Origin of the sequence: Bradyrhizobium australiense (assembly GCF_013114825.1) — a bacterium.
Lineage (GTDB): Bacteria > Pseudomonadota > Alphaproteobacteria > Rhizobiales > Xanthobacteraceae > Bradyrhizobium > Bradyrhizobium australiense.
The window spans coordinates 13,541-30,581 of sequence record NZ_JAAVLX010000001.1; the positions used below are offsets into that span (position 1 = coordinate 13,541).

14 protein-coding genes are annotated in these 17,041 nt (G+C 61.7%); 9 read left to right on the top strand and 5 right to left on the bottom strand.

Annotation, left to right across the window (positions count from 1 at the left end; all coding sequences use genetic code 11):
* Positions 1-78 precede the first annotated feature (78 nt).
* A complete protein-coding gene (locus HCN58_RS00060) occupies positions 79-846 on the top strand; it encodes an SDR family oxidoreductase (RefSeq protein WP_171577365.1) in 768 nt (255 codons plus the stop codon).
* Positions 847-1,379: 533 nt separating this feature from the next.
* On the opposite strand, the gene HCN58_RS00065 is transcribed toward HCN58_RS00060, so the two are convergent.
* The 5 genes from HCN58_RS00065 to HCN58_RS00085 form a co-directional block, all read right to left on the bottom strand.
* The gene (locus tag HCN58_RS00065) at positions 1,380-2,384 is read right to left on the bottom strand and encodes a calcium-binding protein (RefSeq protein ID WP_171577366.1); all 1,005 of its coding nucleotides are present in this window, start codon (positions 2,382-2,384) and stop codon (positions 1,380-1,382) included.
* Positions 2,385-2,610: 226 nt separating this feature from the next.
* Positions 2,611-3,585 (bottom strand): TRAP transporter substrate-binding protein, encoded by a 975-nt coding sequence (locus HCN58_RS00070; RefSeq protein ID WP_235983278.1) that lies wholly within the window; start codon positions 3,583-3,585, stop codon positions 2,611-2,613.
* Positions 3,586-3,599: 14 nt separating this feature from the next.
* Positions 3,600-4,907, bottom strand: a complete 1,308-nt coding sequence (locus HCN58_RS00075; protein WP_171577367.1) for a TRAP transporter large permease — start codon at positions 4,905-4,907, stop codon at positions 3,600-3,602.
* A gap of 1 nt (position 4,908) precedes the next feature.
* The gene (locus HCN58_RS00080; protein WP_171577368.1) at positions 4,909-5,454 is read right to left on the bottom strand and encodes a TRAP transporter small permease; all 546 of its coding nucleotides are present in this window, start codon (positions 5,452-5,454) and stop codon (positions 4,909-4,911) included.
* 273 nt (positions 5,455-5,727) lie between these two features.
* Complete coding sequence (locus HCN58_RS00085; RefSeq protein WP_171577369.1) at positions 5,728-6,699, bottom strand: LysR family transcriptional regulator; 972 nt, start codon at positions 6,697-6,699, stop codon at positions 5,728-5,730.
* A gap of 148 nt (positions 6,700-6,847) precedes the next feature.
* On the opposite strand from HCN58_RS00085, the gene HCN58_RS00090 reads away from it, so the two are divergent.
* From HCN58_RS00090 to HCN58_RS00125, 8 genes are all read left to right on the top strand, one after another.
* Positions 6,848-7,885, top strand: coding sequence for a class 1 fructose-bisphosphatase (locus HCN58_RS00090; RefSeq protein WP_171577370.1), 1,038 nt, complete (start codon positions 6,848-6,850; stop codon positions 7,883-7,885).
* 12 nt (positions 7,886-7,897) lie between these two features.
* Positions 7,898-8,773 carry a phosphoribulokinase gene (locus HCN58_RS00095; protein WP_171577959.1) on the top strand — a complete coding sequence of 292 codons (876 nt, stop codon included), beginning with the start codon at positions 7,898-7,900 and terminating at the stop codon, positions 8,771-8,773.
* Positions 8,770-10,806: a transketolase gene (gene tkt / locus HCN58_RS00100; protein ID WP_171577371.1), complete on the top strand. Its 2,037-nt coding sequence runs from the start codon at positions 8,770-8,772 to the stop codon at positions 10,804-10,806. The genes HCN58_RS00095 and tkt overlap by 4 nt, the downstream gene beginning before the upstream one ends.
* 31 nt (positions 10,807-10,837) lie before the next feature.
* A complete protein-coding gene (fba, locus tag HCN58_RS00105; RefSeq protein ID WP_171577372.1) occupies positions 10,838-11,923 on the top strand; it encodes a class II fructose-bisphosphate aldolase in 1,086 nt (361 codons plus the stop codon).
* 55 nt (positions 11,924-11,978) lie between these two features.
* Entirely contained in the window at positions 11,979-13,439 is a 1,461-nt protein-coding gene (locus tag HCN58_RS00110) for a form I ribulose bisphosphate carboxylase large subunit (RefSeq protein WP_171577960.1), read from the top strand.
* Between the two features lie 12 nt (positions 13,440-13,451).
* The gene (locus HCN58_RS00115) at positions 13,452-13,871 is read left to right on the top strand and encodes a ribulose bisphosphate carboxylase small subunit (protein ID WP_171577373.1); all 420 of its coding nucleotides are present in this window, start codon (positions 13,452-13,454) and stop codon (positions 13,869-13,871) included.
* Positions 13,872-14,023: 152 nt separating this feature from the next.
* Positions 14,024-14,917: a CbbX protein gene (gene cbbX, locus HCN58_RS00120; protein ID WP_171577374.1), complete on the top strand. Its 894-nt coding sequence runs from the start codon at positions 14,024-14,026 to the stop codon at positions 14,915-14,917.
* 728 nt (positions 14,918-15,645) lie between these two features.
* Positions 15,646-17,034: a DUF4403 family protein gene (locus HCN58_RS00125; protein ID WP_171577375.1), complete on the top strand. Its 1,389-nt coding sequence runs from the start codon at positions 15,646-15,648 to the stop codon at positions 17,032-17,034.
* The last annotated feature ends 7 nt before the right edge of the window (positions 17,035-17,041 follow it).

Consider the following 17,041-nt stretch of genomic DNA (forward strand, 5'->3'; position numbering starts at 1 on the left):
TTCGCATCGGACTCGCGGCCATGAGAAAGATGCTCGAACGGTTTCCTGCCCGCCCACAAATATGGAGAAGATCCCGTCGTGGCATTTGAACTGTTCAACCTCGCCGGCAAAAGAGCGCTCGTCACAGGATCGTCCCAGGGAATCGGGCTCGCCATCGCGCGCGGGCTCGCCGAGCATGGTGCCACCGTCGTCCTGAACGGACGGGAGCGCAACAAGCTCGAGGCCGCCGCCGCGAGCCTGACCGCAGCCGGGCACAAGGTTGCGGTCGCCGGTTTCGATGTCACCGTCGCCGAGGATGTTCGCGAAGGCATTGCCGCGGTCGAACGGACGAATGGGGCGATCGATATTCTCGTCAATAATGCCGGCATGCAGTTTCGCGCGCCGCTCGAGGATTTTCCGGTGGAGAAGTGGGAGCAATTGCTCAGGACCAATGTCTCGAGCGCCTTCTTCGTCGGTCAGGCCGTCGCGCGCCACATGATCCCGCGCGGAAAGGGCAAGATTATCAACATCGCGTCGGTTCAGAGCGAGTTGGCCCGCCCGGGCATTGCCCCCTACACCGCAACCAAGGGAGCGATCAAGAACCTCACGCGCGGCATGTGTGCCGATTGGGCCAGGCACGGGCTGCAGATCAATGCCATCGCGCCGGGTTATTTCAAGACTCCGCTGAACCAGGCGCTGGTCGACGATCCCCAGTTTTCAGCGTGGCTTGAAAAGCGGACGCCGGCCTCCCGCTGGGGCAACGTGGACGAATTGATCGGCGCCGCCGTTTTCCTGTCGGGAGATGCCTCGTCCTTCGTCAACGGGCATACGCTCTATGTCGACGGCGGTATCACGACCTGTCTTTAATAGCGGCCGAAGCGCTATCTACCGCATTGCTAATCCTTGAGAGCCGGTCTCGCGCATGAGCAAATATCAGTACTACGAATTTCAGGCGATCGATCGAACTCTCGACCAGGCGGCCCAGGATGCGCTGCGATCGATTTCATCCCGGCACGGATCACCGCAACGAGCTTCACCAACCATTACGAATGGGGCGACCTCAAAGGCGAGCCGCACAAATTCATGGAGCGCTGGTTCGGCCTGCATCTTTATCTGGGCGAATTGGGCACGCGATGCCTGATGCTGCGCGTGCCCACGCGGTTTGTGAAACGAGAGGACATAGATCCCTATCTTGGTGAGCGCGCCATGAGAAAAAGGGAAGGTTCATTGAGCGGCCGAGCAACCTCGGACGCGACCGTGACGAGGGAACGGGTTGATTGCAGAGCGCGATCGCGGAGTTGCCGCGATCCGTGAGCTGTTGGTAAGACTCGAATCAGCGGCCGGCATTGAACGAAGTCTCAATAAACTACTCTCTGCCCGGCGCCCTCTGCTCGTGGACGTCAGGCGGATTTCGTTTCGCCAGACCGCGCACGCAAGGCACTGAACGTATCGACCTTGATCTCGGCGGTTGAGCCGTCGGCGAAGGAGAGGTTTACCGGATCGAAGCCGAGATCCAGGGTCAACTGATCCGGCCCGTCTCCGAAGGACACCGTCGCGACATTTCCTGATATCGTGACGTTCATATTCTCAGCCGAAAAGCCCTCGCCCAGTTTGATGGTAACGTCGCGGTTGGTGAAGATGGTATCCTTGCCGTCGCCGACGTTGAACAGGATTGTGGAGCCCCGGTCAGCGCGAATCGTATCGTCGCCGGTCCCGCCGTTGACGATCGTTCCGTTGTCAGCATCGATGGTGTCGTTGCCCGCACCGCCCTCGACATAACTGCCGACGAGGGCTGAGATTGAATCGTCACCGTCGCCACCATAGGCGCGGCTGTCGGACCAAACCGAGATCGTGTCATTCCCCGCGCCGCCATCGACCAGGCTCTCGGACCAGGCGCTGATCGTGTCGTTTCCGGCGCCACCCATCGTCACGGTATTTGACCAGGCGCGCACCACGTCGTCGCCGTCGCCGGCATCCACCGCGCCATCGGACCAGATATCGATCCGGTCGTTGCCGGCGCCGGCATAGACAGCCGATCCCGACCAGGCATGGACCGAGTCATTGCCCGCGCCACTATCGACGATGCTATCGGACCAGACATCGATCGTATCATTGCCGTCGCCGCCGTCGGCGAGGGTCTTGCTCCAACCAGACAGCGCATCGTCGCCGTCGGTCCCCGGCCGATATGACATTCCGAGTTCCTGCAACCGCAGTAAGAATGCCTGTACCACCGGCGATTGGCCGATGCCGCCGGTGGACGGCGTTGACGGTCCGCCCTGCGATTTGTCGTTGGATGAAGTCTGATGGTTGGACGCCAGCGTGGCCAAAAGCTTCGGTGGCTCCGGCGGCTGCGGCAACTGCCAGGCTCGGAAGGACGGGAAAAGAGGATTGTAGAGCACCCTCATGTCGGCATTTCCAGACTCGGTTGCCGCCGTTTGAACCGCGGCGACATGGTGTGAAGATGCCTGAACGGTATCGCGATGCTCCTAAGAAATAATTACTGATCTACCTAAGGATGTATCAAGAGATCTCTCGTCGCGAGTGTTATTGTTCGAGCCCGCGAGCGTCCCCACGAAATGGCAGCGCCCGGCAATCAACGCCGGATGCTGCAAGCGCACAATAGCGATAGCTCTACTTCTTGTATGCGGCGATCACGGCTTCGCCATCGGCGCCCGCCTTTTTGAGCCAATCTGCCGTCAACTGCTCGCCGATCTTCTCCAGGCCCGACTTCAGCGCCGGAGGTGGCGGCAGCACCTTCATCTTGTTGGCCTGAAGCTGTTCGAGATACCACTTCGCCTTTTCTTCGGCGAGCTTCCAGCCGCGTTCTTCGGCGACCGCCGATGCCTTGAGGATCGCGTCCTGCGTTGGCTTGTCGAGCGCATCGAAAGCCGCCTTGTTCACAAAAGTGACGTTCTTCGGAATCCAGGCCTGCGTATCGTAGAAATGCGTCATGGTTTCCCAGGACTTGCTGTCGTAGCCAGTCGAGCCCGAGGTCATGAACGCGTTCACGACGCCGGTGGCCAGCGCCTGCGGCAGCTCCGCCGCCTGGATGGTGACGGGCTGCGCGCCGACAAGTTCGGCGATGCGCGAGGTGCCGACGTTATAGGCGCGCCACTTCAAGCCTTTCATGTCCTCCACCGTGTTGAGGTCCTTCTTGGCATAAATGCCCTGCGGTCCCCATGGCACCGCGAACAGAAGCATGAGTCCCTGCGAGGCGAGCTTCTTTTCGATGGCGGGTTTCGATGCGAACCACAGCCTCTTGGCTGCCGGATAGCTCGTCGCGAGGAACGGGATGACGTCGATGCCGAACATCGGATCTTCGTTCTCGTGTAGCGAGATCAGAACCTCGCCCGCCTGCGCCTGCCCGGTCGCGACCGCGCGCTTGATTTCCGGCGCCTTGAACAGCGACGCGGCGGGATGCACGGTGATCTGCAGCTTGTTGCCGGTGGCATCGGCAACGTCCTTGGCGAACGCGATCAGATTCACCGAATGGGGATTATCCGCCGGATAGGCCGCTGGAAGATTCCATTTTGTCTGCGCCATTGCGGGAACGGCAATCGCCGCGACGCAGGCGGCCGTTGCACACGTTTTTATAAATCTGAACATGACAAAATACCTCTCTAGCCAGGGAACGCGATCTGCGGCAGCACCATCACGATATCAGGAAAGACCGTGATGATGGCAACCGCCAGAACGAGCAGGAAGAAGAACGGCAGCGCGGCCTTGGCGACCGTATTGGAATCCTTGCCGCTCATGGTCTGCAGGACGAACAGGTTGAAGCCGACGGGCGGAGAAACCTCCGCCATCTCCACCACCAGCACCAGGAAAATGCCGAACCAGACCAGATCGAAGCCGGCCTGTTTCACCATCGGAATGACGATGGCGGTGGTCAGCACGATCATGGAGATGCCGTCGAGTGCGGTGCCGAGCACGATGTACATGACGGTGAGCGCCGCGATCAGCGAATAGGGGCTGAGCTGCAGGCTGTTCACCCAGTTCGCGAGCGCCATCGGGATGCCGGTATAGGCCATCGACGTGCCCATGTAGGAGGCGCCCGCCAGGATCAAGAGGATCATGCAATTGACCCGCGTTGCGCCCATGACGCTCGCCCAGAACGATTGCCAGGTCAGCGCGCCCTGCCACCATGCGATCGCGAGCGATCCCAATACGCCCCAGGCCGCGCATTCCGTCGCCGTGGCCCAGCCCATCAGCAGCGACAGAAAGACGAAAACGATCAGCAATAGACAAGGAATGAGATTGAGCGACTCGGCAATGCGCCTGCGAAGGCTCATCGACGGTTCGGCCGGCGGCGTGCGCTTCGGATTGGCGAGCGACCAGATCGCGATGTAGCCGGAATAGAGCACCATGACCAGCAGGCCCGGCAAAAATCCGGCGAGAAAAACCTGAATGATGGAGACGTTCGCCTGTACGGCGTAGACTACCATCGTGATCGACGGCGGGATGAGAATGCCGAGCGTGCCCGCACCGGCCAAAGATCCAAGGCTCAAGTCTTCGTCATAGCCGCGCTTCTTCAGTTCGGGCAGGGCGATCTTGGCAACCGTGGCGCAGGTCGCGGCTGATGATCCCGACACCGAACCGAACACGCCGCAGGCGAGGACATTGACGTGCATGAGCCGGCCGGGCAGCCAGTTCAGCCAGGGCGCAAACCCGCGGAACATTTCCTCCGACAAGCGCGTGCGGAACAGAATTTCGCCCATCCAGATGAAGAGCGGCAGCGCGGCGAGCGACCACGACGCGCTGTTGCCCCAAACCGTCGTCGCCAGCACGCTGCCGGCCGGAATGCCACCGGCGGCGAATTGCATGCCGGCCCATCCCGTCGCCATCAGGGCGACGGCGATCCAGACGCCGGCGCCGAGCAACAGCGCAAGGAATCCGAGCAGGATGGCGGCGATGGAAAGAAGCTCCATGTCAGACCCCGCTCTGCATGGCACGCTCGACGATCTCCTCGGCGCTCTCCGGCTTCGGCATTTCGTAGCGCGGCGCGAAGCCGCGCAGCACGTGGATCAGCTCATCCACGAAGGCGATGAAAAGAACCGCGAGTCCGCCGCTGTAGCCGAGCTGCGGAATCCACAGCGGCACCGCGATGACGCCTTGCGAAATGTCGGAAAATTTCCAGGACTGCCAGGTCATGATCACGGCATGCCACGCGAAAAATCCGATGAAGCCGACGCCGACGAGGAGGGCAGCGATCTCGACATAATGACGCACATTGTCGTTGAGGCGGTCGATCAACAGGCCGACGCGGATCATCTCGCCGTGTTTGAAGGTGTGCGCGAGCCCGAGGAAGGCGGTTGCCGCCATGCACCAGGAGATAAAATCATCGCCTGCGGGAATATTGATGCCAAGCGGACGGCCCGCCGACAGCAGCATCATCAGGACAAAGATCACAATGAGGAAAAGTCCGGCAAGGTAGCCGGAGAAAAGGTAGAGTCGATCAAGAAACACGCGGATCATAGTGTGTTCTTCCCCTCGCACGCATATCGCCGGGAAGCAATAGGCGTACCACTTTCGGTAACCGTTCCTTCTGGACGGGCCTAACATCCGCGTCCCGCCAAAGCGGACGACCGAAATCAGCCTCCCAAGGAGATAGGTTTTCGGAGTTGTTCGGGACAGTCAAGGCAGGGCGAGGCAAATCCTGCGACTCTTTCTACGAATACCATCCCGATCGCGGCGGGACCTTGGCTCTAGTCGTTTTCTCGCGCCAAGCGACGTTGAAAGAACAGCGCGTCAGCCGCGTCTGCCATGGCCCGAAGGCCGGGTGAGACGCAGCCGGCGATGGGTGCGGGGCAGAAACTGCCTGCCCTTGGCGCTGAGGAAATCGAGCATCGCCTGTGCCGGCGGCAGCAAGACCTTGTCCTTGCGCGCAAGCGCGAACCACTGCCGCACGATCGGCAGGCCATCGACGTCGAGGGTGACCAGGCGCCGTTCGTCGAGTTCGGTCGCAACCGTGTGCGCAGAGAGGAAGGCGATGCCGAGGCCCGCGATCACCGCCTGCTTGATGGTCTCGTTGCTGCTCATGGCAAGGCCGATCTTGGGGCGGATGCCCGACGTCTCGAACAATTGCTCCATCAGCCCGCGCGTCCCCGATCCCGGCTCGCGAGTCAGGAAGGTCTCGCCGGCGAGCTCGCGCGGCGCGATGCGGGATTTTCGCGCCAGGCGATGCGCGGTTGGGGCGATGATGACGTGGGGATGATCGCCGATCAGGTGGACGTTCATGTCGATGTCGGCGGGCGGGCGGCCCATGATCGCGAAGTCCAGATCGTAGCCGCGTAGCGCCTCGCCAACCTCCTGGCGGTTACCGATCGAGAGCGTGATCTCGACGTTCGGATAGAGCTTCGAAAATCCGGAGATCATGAACGGCACGAAATATTTCGCGGTCGAGACCGCACCGATCGAGATGCGGCCCGCGGTCTTGCCCGCCATCATCTCCAACGTGGTCTCGCAGTCGGTGATCGCCGCCTCGATGCGGTCGGCGAGCGCCAATACTTCGCGCCCGGCATCCGTCAGCAGCATGCCGTCGCCGGTGCGCTGGATCAGCGGCAATCCTGCGACCGCCTGCAGGTTGCGCAGCTGCAGTGTTACCGCGGGCTGGGTCAGGTATAGCTGCTTCGACGCCGCGGTCACCGATCGGTGCTTCTGCACGGCGGCCAGCGCGCGCAATTGGCGGATGGTCAATTCGCGCACCAATCGCCCGGCCATGGGCATTCTCCCACTATAAAAAAAACTTTGCTTAGGCCAAAGATAACAAAATTTCCCTAATTCGGCAAATTGAGGTTGCTTAAGAGCGCGGATCGCCAAACTCGGCGGATGCTGCGACAGCGCCGAGAGAGCGCATCGGGAGGCGGCCATGGACGGACGCGTGACGCTGCGTTCACATCTCAAGCAATCGACTGCGCACATCCCGCATGGCGCGGCAGTCGGTGCGGTGATCGAGGCCATTGCCGCCGCTGCAATCGAACTCGCGGCGCTGATTGCGGATGGGCCGCTCGCGGGCGTCACCGGACAGGACGGTGGCATCAATTCCGACGGCGACCGGCAGAAGGACATCGATATCGTCGCCGACGAAATGATGCGGCATGCGCTGCGCGGTGCGCCGGTGGCGGCGGTCCTCTCCGAGGAAGCGGCGCTGCCGGAAACCTTCCGGCCCGAAGCGTACCTGTGTGTTGCGATCGATCCGCTCGACGGATCGGCCAATCTCGAAAACAACATCTCGATGGGCACTATCTTTTCGATCCGCCCGAGAGGCAACGACATCCTTTCGACCTTCTTTGAGCCCGGCACGGCGCAGTGCGCGGCGGGATTCATCGTCTACGGTCCGCAAACCACGCTCGTTCTCGCGCTCAACGCGCGCGTCGATATCTTCATTCTCGACAGGCGCGCGCTGGAGTTTCTGCTGATCCGGCAGGCCGTGCAGATCGCATGCGATACGCCGGAGTTCGCGATCAACGCGTCCAATCGCCGGCACTGGCATGGTCCCGTTCGCGCCTACATCGATGAATGTCTCGCAGGTACCAGCGGTGGCGGTGAGGCGGATTTCAACATGCGCTGGATCGGCTCGCTGGTTGCGGAATCGCTGCGCATTCTGGCGCGCGGCGGCGTGTTTCTTTATCCGGCCGATGCCCGCCCCAGCTATCGCGAAGGGAGACTTCGCCTGCTGTACGAAGCTCATCCGATGGCGCTGGTAATGGAATGGGCGGGCGGCGCGGCCTCGACCGGGCGGCGGCGAATTCTGGAATTGGGCGCGAAAACGCCGCACCAGCGGGTGCCGCTGATCATGGGTTCGGTGCGTGGCGTGCGCGACATCGCTGCCATTCATGAAAGGACCCAACCGATGTTCGACAACAACGATGCGCCGCTGTTTGCGCGGCGCGGCCTGTTCCGCTGACGGGGCATCATGATGTCGCGGGCTCATCCCATCATATCGATCACGGGTTCCTCTGGCGCCGGCACGACGTCGGTGAAGAAGACGTTCGAGCAGATCTTCCGCCGCGAAAAGGTGGTTGCGGCCTACATCGAAGGCGACGCCTTCCATCGTTACAATCGTTTGGAGATGCGAACCAAAATGCTGGAGGAGGCCGAGCGCGGCAACAAGCATTTCAGCCATTTCAGCCCGGAAACCAACTTGTTCGAGGAGCTCGAAAAAGTATTTCGCGACTATGGTGAATCCGGCACCGGAATGACGCGCCATTACGTCCACGACGAAGAAGAGGCGAAGCTGTACGGCGCCAAACCCGGTACATTCACCGAATGGACCCAGTTGCCGGAGGGCTCCGACCTGCTGTTTTATGAAGGGTTGCACGGCGCTGTCGTGACCGACAAGGTCAACGTCGCGCAGCATGCCGATCTCAAGATCGGCGTCGTGCCGGTGATCAACCTGGAATGGATCCAGAAGCTGCATCGCGATCGTCGCGACCGCGGCTATACCGCCGAGGCGGTGACCGACACCATCCTGCGGCGAATGCCTGATTACGTGAACTACATCTGTCCGCAGTTCGCCGAGACCGACATCAATTTCCAGCGCGTGCCGACCGTCGATACGTCGAACCCATTCATCGCGCGGTGGATCCCGACGCCGGATGAATCGATGGTGGTGATCCGTCTCAAGAATCCGCGCGGCATCGATTTTCCCTACCTGCTGTCAATGATTCCGCACAGCTTCATGTCGCGCGCCAATTCGATCGTGATCCACGGGGCCAAGCTCGACCTGGCAATGCAGCTCATCCTCACCCCACTGATCCTGCAACTGATGGAACGCAAGAGGCGCACGATATGAACGCTCCCGCTCTGTCCCGCATGGCCAGCCGTCCGGATCTGTCACACGCAGATATGGCCAACGCGATCCGTTTCCTGGCGATCGACGCCGTTGAGAAGGCCAAGTCCGGACATCCCGGCATGCCGATGGGCATGGCTGACGTCGCGACCGTGCTGTTTTCGCGCTTCCTCAAATTCGATCCCACGGACCCAGCGTGGCCGGATCGCGACCGTTTCGTGCTGTCGGCCGGCCATGGCTCGATGCTGCTGTATGCGCTTCTGCACCTGACGGGGTACGAAGGGATGACGCTGGACGAACTCATGGCCTTCCGGCAGTGGGCGTCGAAGACACCGGGACACCCCGAATATGGCCATACGGCCGGCGTCGAGACGACCACGGGACCTCTCGGGCAGGGCATTGCCACGGCCGTCGGAATGGCGCTGGCCGAGCGGCTGATGAACGCTCGCTTCGGTGACGACTGCGTCGATCATTTCACCTACGTCATCGCGGGTGACGGCTGCCTGATGGAGGGCATCAGCCACGAGGCGATCTCGCTGGCCGGGCATCTCAGGCTCAACCGCCTGATCGTGCTGTTCGATGACAACGAAATCTCGATCGATGGGGCCACGTCACTGTCATGCTCGGATGATCAGCTCGCACGGTTCAAGGCCGTGGGCTGGTCGGCCAGCCGAATTAACGGCCACGATCCCGAAGCAATCGCGGCCGCGATCGAGCGGGCGCGCAACAGCGACCGGCCGTCGCTGATTGCCTGCCGCACGATCATCGGCTTCGGCGCGCCGAACCGTCAGGGAACCGAGAAAGTCCATGGTGCGCCCTTGGGTGGGGAAGAAGCCGCCAAAACGCGCGATGCGCTGAACTGGCAGCACGCGCCGTTCGATATCCCGGAAGCCGTGCTCGCGCAGTGGCGCCAGGCCGGCCGCCGCGGACATGCCGCGCGCCGCTGCTGGATCGAGCGGACCAGGCGCCTGAGTTCTGATTGCCGATCGCCATTTCACGATGCGCTGAATCGCAACCTGCCGTGCAGCTATGCGGAAGCCATGACAAGGCTGCGCGATGACTTCGCGGCCGAGCGGCCGAATATTGCCACCCGGCAGGCGTCGCAGCGCGTGATTGATGCTGTCGCCGAGGCGCTGCCCAATCTGCTCGGCGGCTCGGCGGACCTGACGCATTCCAACCTGACGCTCGCCAAGGCCCAGCGGCCGGTACAGCCCGGCTCGTTTGCAGGCAGCTATATTCACTATGGCGTCCGAGAGCACGCCATGGCGGCGGCAATGAACGGCATCGCGCTGCATGGCGGCTTCATCCCGTATGGTGGTACGTTCCTTAGCTTCGCCGATTACAGCCGTCCGGCGATCCGGCTGGCGGCGCTGATGAACGTTCGCGTTATCCATGTGATGACGCACGACTCCATCGGGCTGGGAGAGGATGGTCCCACCCATCAGCCGGTCGAACATTTGGCATCGCTTCGGGCGATCCCGAATCTGCTGGTCTTTCGACCGGGCGACGCCATCGAGACCGCCGAGGCCTGGGATTGCGCGTTGCGGGCGCAGGCCAGTCCGTCGGTGCTGTGTCTGTCGCGGCAAGCGCTGCCTGCCTTCCGTAAGAGCGGTGGCGACAATTTGGTCGCGCGTGGCGCCTATGTCGCCGTTGAGCCGGGGGGCGGACGCGATGTCACGCTGATCGCGACCGGATCGGAGGTCTCGATCGCTATCGAGGCTGCGAAAACACTCGCAAAGGATAATGTCCGCGCGGCCGTCGTTTCGGCCCCGTGCTTCGAGCTGTTTCGTCAGCAGCCGCGCGAGTACCGGGCGGAGGTTCTTGGAGACGCCCCGCGGATTGGGGTCGAAGCTGCGGTCGAGGGCGACTGGGCGCGCTGGCTCGGCGACGGCGGCGAATTTGTCGGGATGACCGGCTTCGGCGCATCAGCGCCGGCGGAAACGCTCTATCGCGAATTCGGCATTACCGCTGATGCCGTCGCAACAGCAGCCATGCGCTGCATCGCGCGATCAAGAATGACGGCAACCTGGGCATGACGGTCACGAGAACAATGACACGGAGGCTACGATGGCGCGAATTACGCTGAGGCAATTGCTGGATCATGCTGCCGAGCGCGGTTATGGCGTTCCGGCATTCAACATCAACAATATGGAGCAGGGCCTTGCCATCATGGAGGCGGCGGCTGCCGTCGATGCGCCCGTCATCATCCAGGCCTCGCGGGGCGCGCGCTCCTATGCCAACGATATCATGCTGGCGAAGATGATCGATGCGCTGGAAGAGATGTATCCGCAGATCCCGCTTTGTCTGCACCAGGATCACGGCAACGAGGAATCGACCTGCGCTACTGCTCTGCAGCACGGTTTCACGTCGGTGATGATGGACGGTTCGCTGGCGGCCGATGCCAAGACGCCGGCGAGCTACGAATACAATGTCGATATTACCCGCCGTGTGGTCGACATGGCGCATTGGATCGGCGCCTCGGTCGAAGGCGAATTGGGCGTGCTCGGCTCGCTGGAGCATGGCGGCGGCGATCAGGAGGACGGCCACGGCGTCGAAGGTGTGGTTGGCCACGATCAATTGCTGACGGATCCGGATCAGGCGGTCGACTTCGTTCGCGCCACCAGGGTCGATGCGCTGGCTATCGCGATGGGGACCTCGCACGGCGCCTACAAATTCTCGCGCAAGCCGGACGGTGACATTCTCGCCATGAGGGTGGTAGAGGAAATCCATCACCGGCTGCCAAATACGCATCTGGTGATGCACGGCTCGTCCTCGGTGCCGCAGCCGCTGCAGGACGCATTCAATCAGTTCGGCGGCGAGATGCCGCAGACCTGGGGCGTGCCGGTCGAGGAAATCGTCCGCGGCATCAAGCACGGCGTTCGAAAGGTCAACATCGATACCGACTGCCGGTTGGCGATGACCGCGGCGTTCCGAAAAGTCGCAACGCAGAGCAGGAGCGAGTTCGACCCGCGCAAATTTCTGAAACCGGCGATGGATAGCTTGCGCGATCTTTGCCGCCAGCGTTTCGAGCAATTCGGCACGGCGGGGCATGCGTCCCACATCAAGGTCGTTCCATTGGCCGAGATGGCGCGACGCTACCGCTCGGGCGCACTCGATCCACGCATTGGAGGAATAGCCGATGCCGCAGAATGAGCTGACGACAAGTTCGATCCCGGCCAATCGCCGCACACCACCCAAGGAGAGCGATATGAACATGCACTCGATGACTGTCCGCGGCAAGGATCGCTACAAATCCGGCGTCCTCGAATACAAGAAGATGGGCTATTGGGAGCCCGATTACGAGCCCAAGGACACTGACATCATTGCGCTGTTCCGCGTCACGCCACAGGACGGGGTCGATCCGATCGAGGCGTCGGCGGCGGTCGCCGGCGAATCCTCAACCGCGACCTGGACGGTGGTGTGGACCGACCGGCTGACGGCGGCGGAGAAATATCGCGCCAAATGTTTTCGCGTCGATCCCGTGCCGAATTCGCCGGGACAGTATTTTGCCTACATCGCCTACGACCTCGACCTGTTCGAGCCCGGATCGATCGCCAATTTGTCGGCCTCGATCATCGGCAACGTGTTCGGCTTCAAGCCGTTGAAGGCGTTGCGGCTCGAGGACATGCGGCTGCCGGTGGCCTACGTGAAGACGTTCCAGGGGCCTGCGACCGGCATCGTGGTCGAGCGCGAGCGCATGGACAAGTTTGGCCGCCCGCTGCTCGGCGCCACGGTTAAGCCGAAGCTCGGCTTGTCGGGGCGCAACTACGGACGTGTGGTGTATGAGGCACTGAAGGGTGGGCTCGACTTCACCAAGGACGATGAGAACATCAACTCGCAGCCGTTCATGCACTGGCGCGAGCGGTTTCTCTATTGCATGGAGGCTGTCAACAAGGCACAGGCGGCAACCGGCGAGATCAAGGGAACCTATCTCAACGTTACCGCCGGAACCATGGAAGACATGTACGAGCGCGCCGAGTTCGCCAAGGAGCTCGGCTCGATCATTATCATGATCGATCTTGTGATCGGCTACACCGCGATCCAGTCGATGGCGAAATGGGCGCGCCGCAACGACATGATCCTGCATCTGCATCGTGCCGGACATTCCACCTATACGCGGCAGCGCAATCACGGCGTCTCGTTCCGGGTGATCGCAAAATGGATGCGGCTCGCCGGCGTCGATCACATCCATGCCGGCACCGTAGTCGGCAAGCTGGAAGGCGATCCGGCGACCACGCGCGGCTATTACGATATCTGCCGCGAGGACTACACACCGATGCGGCTGGAGCACGGCGTGTTCTTCGACCAGCACTGGGCCAGCCTCAATCGACTGATGCCGGTCGCGTCCGGCGGCATTCACGCCGGGCAGATGCATCAACTGCTCGATCACCTCGGCGAAGACGTGATCCTGCAGTTTGGCGGCGGCACGATCGGTCATCCCATGGGCATTCAGGCTGGCGCAACTGCCAATCGCGTGGCGCTGGAAGCGATGATTCTCGCGCGCAATGAAGGCCGCGATTATCTGCACGAGGGTCCTGAGATTCTCGCCAAGGCAGCAGAGACCTGCACGCCGCTGAAATCGGCGCTGGAGGTCTGGAAGGACGTCACTTTCAACTACGAATCGACCGACACGCCAGACTATGTCCCCACGCCCTCTGTCGCGATGTAAGGAGCGGAAATCATGCGCATTACCCAAGGCTGCTTCTCGTTTCTGCCCGATCTCACCGACGAGCAGATCTCCCGCCAAGTCCAGTATTGCCTGGAGAATGGCTGGGCGGTGAACATCGAATTCACCGACGATCCGCACCCCCGCAACAATCTCTGGGAAATGTGGGGGCTGCCGATGTTCGATCTCCGCGACGCTGCCGGCGTGATGATGGAGCTGAACCAGTGCCGCAAGGTGTATGGCGATCGCTATATCCGGCTGTCGGCGTTCGATTCCAGTCACGGCTGGGAATCGGTACGGCTGTCCTTCATCGTCAACCGACCGAAGGATGAACCCGGCTTCCGGCTCGAGCGGCATGAAGTTTCCGGCCGAAACATCCGCTATACGACCAAATCATACGCCGCCGACCGTCCGGAGGGCCGGCGCTACGGTTAGACAACTGGTTCGGTCCGACAGACGAGTTCTCCCTGATCGTGCCTTTCGTCTGCCGGATGCACTGCTCCGTCGCTGTGGAAGCGGCGGCGGAGTTTTTTAGACTGCGCACGCATCGAGCTGAGGTTTGCCAGATGGACATGGATACCGCCGACATGACAGACACGGTCAACCTCCGCGAGGAGCTCGAAGCCGTCGGCATCGAAGAAATTCTCACGCAGCTCGATCGCGAGCTGATCGGGCTGACTCCTGTCAAGACCCGTATTCGCGAAATCGCATCGCTGTTGCTGATCGAACGTATCCGCAAGCGCCTGAATCTGACGTCGGAGGTGCCGACATTGCACATGTCGTTCACCGGCAATCCCGGCACCGGCAAGACCACGGTGGCGCTGCGGATCGCCAGCATTCTTCACAGGCTCGGTTTCGTGCGTCGTGGCCAGGTGGTGTCGGTTACCCGCGATGAGCTGGTTGGGCAGTATATCGGCCACACCGCGCCCAAGACCAAGGAGGTGCTGAAGAAGGCGATGGGCGGCGTGCTTTTCATCGATGAGGCTTATTATCTCCACCGGCCGGACAACGAACGCGATTACGGCCAGGAAGCGATCGAGATCCTGTTGCAAGTGATGGAATCCCAGCGCGAGGATCTGGTGGTGATCCTCGCCGGTTACGGCGATCGAATGGATAAATTCTTCGCCAGCAATCCCGGCTTCCGCTCCCGCATTGCCCATCACATCGATTTTCCGGACTATTCCGAGCCTGAATTGCTTGCCATCGCCGAGCTGATGCTGCGCGACATGAACTACAAATTCAGCGCCGACGCGCGTCAGGCGTTCATCCGCTACATCGCGCTCCGCAGGACCCAGCCGCTGTTCTCCAACGCGCGCTCTATCCGAAACGCGCTCGACCGCATGCGCCTGCGCCAAGCCAATCGTCTTGTCGCCGATCTCGATCGTGTGCTGACGGCCGACGACATCATGTCGTTGGAGGCATCGGATGTACTTGCCAGCCGGGTCTTTCTGAAAGAAAGGCCGATCGCTAGCTCCGCGTGAAGCGAGATCGCACGGTCAAATCGCAGGAACAGGGGTGTGGCGGGATCAACAACGCGCCTCGCCGGAGCGGCACGGAACGCATCGTTCCGGTGCGGCGTTCCGGTGCGGTGATCCGGCGTGGCTTGCCGAGCCCTAGCTCGCGCGCCGCACAGCCCGCCTTCGCCAATGGGGCTCCGGCGCGGCAGCCTTCACTCGCTTCGCGAGCGAAGGCTGGTGGGCCCGGCAGGACTCGAACCTACAACCAGACCGTCATCAGCGGGAAGATAGAGGTCAGTTTCGCTGATTTTTCTGTGGTTTCGGTCGATTTCGGCCGCGTTCATTGCGCTTTGTCGAGGCCGTTCCTGGTGCGAAACTGGTGCGGCAATACGCAGGGTTGCAAGGCCATCGTTTTGCATCATTTGTCATGTCTCTTGCGAGACGTCAGGCGTTCACCGTGAAGTTGGCTTGAGGTTCTAGAGCTCGTGGGCCGGATCCGCCCAACACTTGCGAAAACGAATACAGAATGGAGGTAACTCGATCTCGGGATCTCGGGAGCTGCCAGCTTGCCGAGCCGGATCGCGAAGCAGCTTCCGCCTTTCGTGCGCCCTTTACGTAGAGTGCCGTTGTTGCTCGCGAGCGCACTGAGTACCGACTGTGGTTCTGGTTTTTCCTGAAGCTGGAGCACTAGAATGATCCATCCATCACGCACATATCAGCCGGAATATGATTCGATTGCGAATAGATCACGCATGGGCATAGCCGGCCTGGCCGCGCTCGCTCTTGGGGCGTTCCCGTCGATCGCGTTCGGGGCCGATAAGCCGGCGCTGAGCCCGGACGCAGCAACGCCACTCATTACGGCTTCGCGGATCTCTGCGACGGTCGAGTTCGGGCTGCCGGCTCTCGCTGCGGCGATCGAGCGGGATATTCCAAAGCGGCTTGCCACCATCGACGAGCGCGTCAACTGCGTTCATCGTCGTGTTTTCATCTTCCGCGTCAACGCCAATTGCGACGTCTGGGGTTTCGTCGACCGGACCAGCCCGGTCTCGCTGTATGGCCGGGGCGACCGCGTCTTCGGAGCGGTCTCCATACATGGCGCCGCCGAAGGCCAGGGAGCCAATCGTTTCACGGCGCGCATTCGCGGCGAGACCGAGGCGCGCGCCACCATCGAGGTTGAAGCGCGCCCTGAGCTGCGGCGGGATGGATCGCTACAGCTGAACATCAGCGACTCGTTCCACTGGAGCGAACATCCCTACCTTCACGTGCTCGGCCGCGAGTTTGACCTTGCGCCCTATGTCGAGCCCAACATCCGGACGCAGCTGGGCCGCATCCGGTCGCGGGCGCTGGCGGCGGCGCGCGCGCTCAACCTGCACGGCAAGGCTGAGACGGCGTGGCGTCACGCGTTTGAACCCATCAAACTCGCGGAGGATCCGCCGGTTTGGCTGCAGCTGACCCCGCAGAGCGCGGCTTTCGGGGGCGTCCGCGCCAATGCCAAGTTATTGTGGGGATCGCTTGAACTTAGCGGCTCCGCCGAAACCGTGATCGGGCAGCAGCCGCCAGCTGTCACGGCGACGGCCCTGCCGCCGCTCGGCACCGCGGTGGCCGAGCCGGGCACCTTCGATGTCATTCTTCCCGTCCGCATCAACTACGACGCGCTCAAGGACAAGATAAGTCAGGCGATCGCAGCCGTGCCGGCGCAGGACACATCCGTGCGCGAGGTTCAGGTTTATCCGTCGTCGGGTAAACTCGTGATCGGCCTGCGCATCGCAAAGAGCTCGGACGCCGATTCCAACGCGGGCCAATGGACCTATTTCTCCACCACGCCAAAAGTCGATACTAACAACAAGACCGTCGGCCTCTCCGAAATCGACCTGACAACTTCATCAGACGACAGCCAGATTGCATCTGCCGTGCAACAGCTCGCGGCGCAATTGAAGAATGTCGCTAATCTCGACTACGGCATCTCATACCAGAACCTGCTCATGGCGGCGAACGAACGCCTGACCCGCCCGCTGAAGGACGGCTTTCGCATGGAGGGCCGCCTCGACTCGGCAAGGCTCGAAAAGGTGCAGTTGCTGCGCGAAGGCATCCTGATTGCCGTTCATGCCAGCGGCGGTCTGAAGATACTTTACGGACTCTAAGCACGTG